This is a genomic window from Pseudocitrobacter sp. CD920760 (assembly GCF_057782505.1).
The window spans coordinates 1-4,918 of the sequence record NZ_JBWXSY010000005.1 but is presented as its reverse complement, the minus strand read 5'-3'; the positions used below and the strand labels follow the sequence as shown (position 1 = coordinate 4,918).

At 49.0% G+C, this 4,918-nt stretch carries 7 protein-coding genes; 5 read left to right on the top strand and 2 right to left on the bottom strand.

Going from position 1 to position 4,918, the window contains the following annotated elements; all coding sequences use genetic code 11:
* Positions 1-660: hypothetical protein (locus tag AC1MKH_RS25960; protein ID WP_488452278.1), on the bottom strand; the 660-nt coding region annotated here is incomplete at its 3' end.
* Between the two features lie 302 nt (positions 661-962).
* Here AC1MKH_RS25960 and AC1MKH_RS25955 point away from each other — a divergent pair.
* The 5 genes from AC1MKH_RS25955 (at position 963) to AC1MKH_RS25935 (ending at position 4,604) form a co-directional block, all read left to right on the top strand.
* Positions 963-1,289: a plasmid mobilization protein gene (locus tag AC1MKH_RS25955; protein WP_064401068.1), complete on the top strand. Its 327-nt coding sequence runs from the start codon at positions 963-965 to the stop codon at positions 1,287-1,289.
* Complete coding sequence (locus AC1MKH_RS25950; protein WP_086538495.1) at positions 1,279-2,814, top strand: relaxase/mobilization nuclease domain-containing protein; 1,536 nt, start codon at positions 1,279-1,281, stop codon at positions 2,812-2,814. The genes AC1MKH_RS25955 and AC1MKH_RS25950 overlap by 11 nt, the downstream gene beginning before the upstream one ends.
* A 79-nt stretch (positions 2,815-2,893) precedes the next feature.
* Positions 2,894-3,226, top strand: a complete 333-nt coding sequence (locus AC1MKH_RS25945; RefSeq protein WP_064401063.1) for a type II toxin-antitoxin system RelE/ParE family toxin — start codon at positions 2,894-2,896, stop codon at positions 3,224-3,226.
* A 1-nt stretch (position 3,227) separates the two neighbouring features.
* Positions 3,228-3,512, top strand: coding sequence for a NadS family protein (gene nadS, locus AC1MKH_RS25940; RefSeq protein ID WP_064401064.1), 285 nt, complete (start codon positions 3,228-3,230; stop codon positions 3,510-3,512).
* 195 nt (positions 3,513-3,707) lie between these two features.
* The gene (locus AC1MKH_RS25935) at positions 3,708-4,604 is read left to right on the top strand and encodes a replication initiation protein (protein WP_327622027.1); all 897 of its coding nucleotides are present in this window, start codon (positions 3,708-3,710) and stop codon (positions 4,602-4,604) included.
* 8 nt (positions 4,605-4,612) lie between these two features.
* On the opposite strand, the gene AC1MKH_RS25930 is transcribed toward AC1MKH_RS25935, so the two are convergent.
* On the bottom strand, positions 4,613-4,918 hold a 306-nt coding region (locus AC1MKH_RS25930; RefSeq protein WP_488452277.1), incomplete at its 5' end, for a hypothetical protein.

The window sequence follows — 4,918 nt, the reverse complement described above, 5'->3', positions numbered from 1 at the left end:
ATCATCATCACCATCATCTAAGAAATCTTGTAAAAAGATGCCATAGTCAGGATCGTCAACAATACTAAATATAGATCCAATGTATTCGTCTTGAATGATCGACACCAAGTCTGCGCTTGGATCGCTGGCTTTTATTTTTTTTATTTTTTCACATATGGATGTTATCTCTTTTATGTATGCAATATACCCGGATTGACTTTTATTATACGCGACTAAGACATCATTTATTTCTTTTTTTAGAATAGATACCGCCTCATCTTCCCCCCCTATTGAGTATAATGATGGGAAGATTGTATATCTTAATGTTGCCCCCCTTTCATAAAACACTCCCATTGTGTCTACGCTTTTTGAGAAAAGTGTGTGTATTTCAACCACATCTATTCTCCCTGATGCTATTTCATCAATGAATTTATCTTCTCCAAATCGTAATTTGGTGTTTATTTTTCGCTCGATCGATGTTGTGAATGTGGCAAAATCATTAAAAGATAATGCCATTTCATTTGTCGCATTGTTGATATTTTCTATTATTGTGGATCGAGCACTGTCAATAACGCCCACTCTCCTCTCCCTCACCTTGTTCATCCACCAGGTTAAGGCTGCCGCAAAGATAGTTACACTTGTCGCAAGGTCGATGCCAATCTGAATCTTACTCCACCACATAAACAATTTTCCCTTATAGTTAGCTACCGCAGATTCAAAAAATACCCAAAGCTGAAAACTAATCAACACGATTTGAGACCAAAACAACCTATATCAGATAACAGCCTCTTTTGCAGGGTCCGTTTTTTTGCAGCTTCCATAGAATCTGGCATACTGAAAATACCCTTTAAGCCAGTACACACAGCGTCCCCTCTACGAGGTTCCGTCTGTGACTGGTTCAGGGGGCTCGCCGCCCCCCGAAACCCCCGGCATCCACTGCGAAAAATTCTCACAGTGGTGCGAATTTTTTCTCAGCGGAGCCTATGGAAAAGCGAACGAAAGAGATCAAAATCCGTATGACCGAGACTGAGCATCAGCGTCTGCTTGAACGGTGCGACCGTCTTCACCTTGCAGAGTGGTTGCGTCAGCTTGGTCTGGGAGAACAGACATCACGTAAACGGCCTGTTCCTGAGGTTGCGCCCGAACTGCTTCGACAGATCAGTGGTATGGGCAATAACCTGAACCAGATCGCTCGTCGACTGAATCAGTCCGATTCCCTGACGCCTTCTGAGCGTGTCTCACTGCTTTCCCTCCTGAACAGCCTCGACCGTCAGCTAGGGGAGTTACTGGAGCAGCACCGTGATCGTTAAAATCCATTCCCGTGGTGCAGGTTCTGGCAGTGGTCCGGTTGATTACCTGCTGGGAAAAGACCGTCAGCGAGAGCAGGCCACCGTATTACGGGGTGATCCTGACCGTGTATGCGAACTGATAGACAGCTGCGACTTTGCCCGTTCGTATACCTCTGGCGTGCTGTCTTTTCAGGAGCCGGATATTGCCGACTCTGAGAAATCCCGCCTGATGGACGAGTGGGAACAGACCCTGATGACGGGATTAGACCGTGACCAGTACAACTGTCTCTGGGTAGAGCACCGCGACAAGGGACGACTTGAGCTGAATTTTGTCATCCCGAACATCGAATTGCAGAGCGGAAAACGGCTACAACCCTACTTTGACCGCGCCGACCGCCCCAGAGTGAATGCGTGGCAGACCCTGACCAATGACCGCCTCGGATTACGTGATCCTAATGACCCCCTTAACCGCCGTCCGATGACGCAGGCCAGCGACTTACCCCGCGACAAACAGCAGGCCGCAGAGAAAATCACCGCCGGTCTGATGAACCTGATGCAGCAGGGTGAGATCCGCAGCCGGCAGGATGTGGTTAAGCAGCTGGAGAGCTACGGCCTGACTGTGGCGCGGGAAACCAAAAACAGTATCAGCATTGCCGATCCGGACGGCGGGAAAAATATCCGACTGAAAGGAATGATTTATGAGCGAGATTTTAAATTTGGCGAAGGGCTTCGAGGAGAAATCGAAGCAGCAGGCGCAGGATACCGCGCAGAGCGTGAAGCGCGAGTTCGAGAAGCTGGAAACGTCTATCTGCGAGGACTTGAAATCAAGCTCGCAGAGCATCAGCACCGCTATCCGCGAACAGAACGACCAACTGACGGGCATAGTCAGATATTCCCTCCTGAGCGCACTGGGCTGGATATTCCTGTTCGCCGCGCTGCTGATCATGATACTGGGCGGGATAATCTGGTATCAGGGAACGGTCATCACTTCCCGCCTGGACGAAATGGACAGCTACAGCCAGCAACTGGAGAGCCTGAAAGCCCAGAGCGGCGCGGGGGTAGCGATTTACAAGGACGAAAAGCAGAAGAACACCTACATGGTGGTACTGCCGAAGAAAGCGCATGGCACAGAGACATACACATCGACATCCGGAAACACCGTGTTGAAGTACACCGCGAAATAACCCCATCAGACACCACAGAAACGCCACAGCACGTTTTTATCACTGAGGACAGGCAAAACCATGACCGAAATGGAAAGGCAGCTTCTGAGCGCCTTAGAAAGCTTACAGACAAGCTACGAACAACAGCAGCAGGCGTGGCAGGACAGTTACAGCAACTTGCAACGCATGTTCGAGACTACCTCACAGGCGCTGGAGCGCAACGACAGGGTATGTCTGAACTTGAGCAATCAGCTGAACGGTTTGTACGAGCAGGTCGAACGCTTGAGCAGCGATCTGAGCCGATTAACACGCTCGTAAAGCAGCAGGAACGGCAGTTACAGCAGGAGAAGCAAGCAACCCCCTCACGAGGTTGGTCTAGGTAACGTCTGATGGTACAGAAAGCGGCTTTCCTGAGCGTGGTTGTTGGTGTACATTGTACTCTAAAATATACAGGAGACAGCCGTGAGTCACGCGATTGAGTTTATCGAGACAACGATGTTTACCCGTCAGATAAAGCAAATCGCCACGGATGATGAACTCAAAGAGCTCCAGAAAGAGCTTATCGAGTCACCGGACAAAGGTGACCTCATCCAGAAAACGGGCGGTCTGCGAAAGATCAGGATGGCGACGGGGAATCAGGGAAAAAGCGGCAGTGCGCGGGTGATTTACTTCCTTGCCACCGCTGAAGTGATTTATCTGGTGATGGCCTACCCTAAAAGCACCAAAGACAGCATCACAGACGCAGAGAAAGCCGAACTGAAGAAGCTGACCCAACGACTGAAAGACGAGGTGTAACATGAGTTTTTTTGACGAGCTGAAAGCCTCTCTGGAAGAGGCCGTTGAAATCAAAAACGGAACCAAAGCCCCCGCCCGTGTGACCCGCTACGAGCTGGCAGACGTCAGGGCTATCAGGGAAAACCTGAATATTACTCAGAGCGAAATGGCGAAAGTGCTGGGAACCAGCCTCGACACCATCAAGAGCTGGGAAACCGGACGCCGTAACCCGACCGGACTGGCCGCAAAAGTGCTGGCCACCATTCAGGCTAACCCGAAATTCTTTCATGAACTGGCGGCGCATTAAGCTGATGTGACAGAAGAAATTCGACAGGCGAGGCCGTTCGCGTGTAACTTTAACGGCAGCAGAAAAAACGAAGCCCCGGAAATCATGAGCTATCTTGGCGGATGAGCATGATTACCAGGGCCAGGTACGAAACCTTGAAAGGATATTAGCACATGAACCGTGCCAGACAACAGCCCGCCATAAGCGCAGGGCACATTGCGTAACGCAGCACTCGAACTTTTCAACGACCGCTTACCGCACAAACCGTACTTCTCGGATGATTTGCACTTTGGTGTTCGCATCGCAGGGAAAGAACGCGCCATTCTGGCGAAATACATCCAGTTCAACCAGCCTCACGCCATGTTCTGGCTGGGATTTGACGTTGACCGCATCGGCGCAGCTATCGACTGGAGCGACCGCAACGCTCCCGCGCCTACACTGACCATCACCAATCCAGAAAACGGACATGCGCACCTGCTTTACGCGCTGAAAACCTCGATACGCACCGCGCCAGACGGAAAAATGAAACCGTTACGCTATGCAGCTGCTGTAGAGAACGCGCTACGTAAAAAATTGGGCGCCGACACGGGCTATTCGGGGCTAATTTGCAAGAATCCGAACCACAGTCACTGGAAAATTGCCGTCTGGCAGCCTGCGCTCTACACGTTGGACTGGTTAGCTGACTCACTCGACCTGAACGCCGCGAACGACAAAGAAATTGTCGCTGATTATGGCTTAGGCCGTAACTGCACCCTGTTCGACAAAACCCGCAAGTGGGCATATCGTGCCATCCGTCAGGGCTGGCCTGAGTTCGACCAGTGGCTGCAAGCCTGTTACGAACGTGCCAGCGCCTATAATCTGCAATTTGCAGCTCCTTTAGATGAAAATGAGGTTAAATGGATTTCGAAAAGTGTTGCCAGATGGACTCATAGAAAAATCACAAAGGAATCATTTTCTGATTATGTGTCCAGAACACATACGTCAGAACTACAATCTTTCAGAGGGAGAAAAAGCCATGGCGGGGGGCGGAATAAAAATCCTCACTCAGAAAGAGAAATTAAGCCATGGGATCTGTTAGGGATAAGCAGGGCTACTTACTACAGGCGTAAGTAGCCTTTAAATTATCTTATTTCTTCTTTTGTGTTGAAATATTTTTCAGAACTTAACACGTCATATGCTTTTTTTATGGAGAAGTCACTGGAACGTTGCTGCATTTTACTTGAGATAGCACTTAGTGTTACAAGAAACTCCTTACATTGCACTCGGTTTTCTTGCATTCGAAAAGTCAGCCTTTGCAGGAATTGAGATATCAAAGATTCAGGTTTGTTTGCAATCATATATATTAAGAATTTCGCCACGTTCAATCTTAATTCTTTTTCTTTGTCGGTCATTTCTTCCGATTTTTTATGTAATGATAATAAAAACAA

Coding starts and splice junctions, on each gene's coding strand:
- AC1MKH_RS25955 (WP_064401068.1), top strand. CDS start 963: ATGGAAAAGCGAACGAAAGAGATCAAAATCCGTATGACCGAGACTGAG.
- nadS (WP_064401064.1), top strand. CDS start 3,228: ATGAGTTTTTTTGACGAGCTGAAAGCCTCTCTGGAAGAGGCCGTTGAA.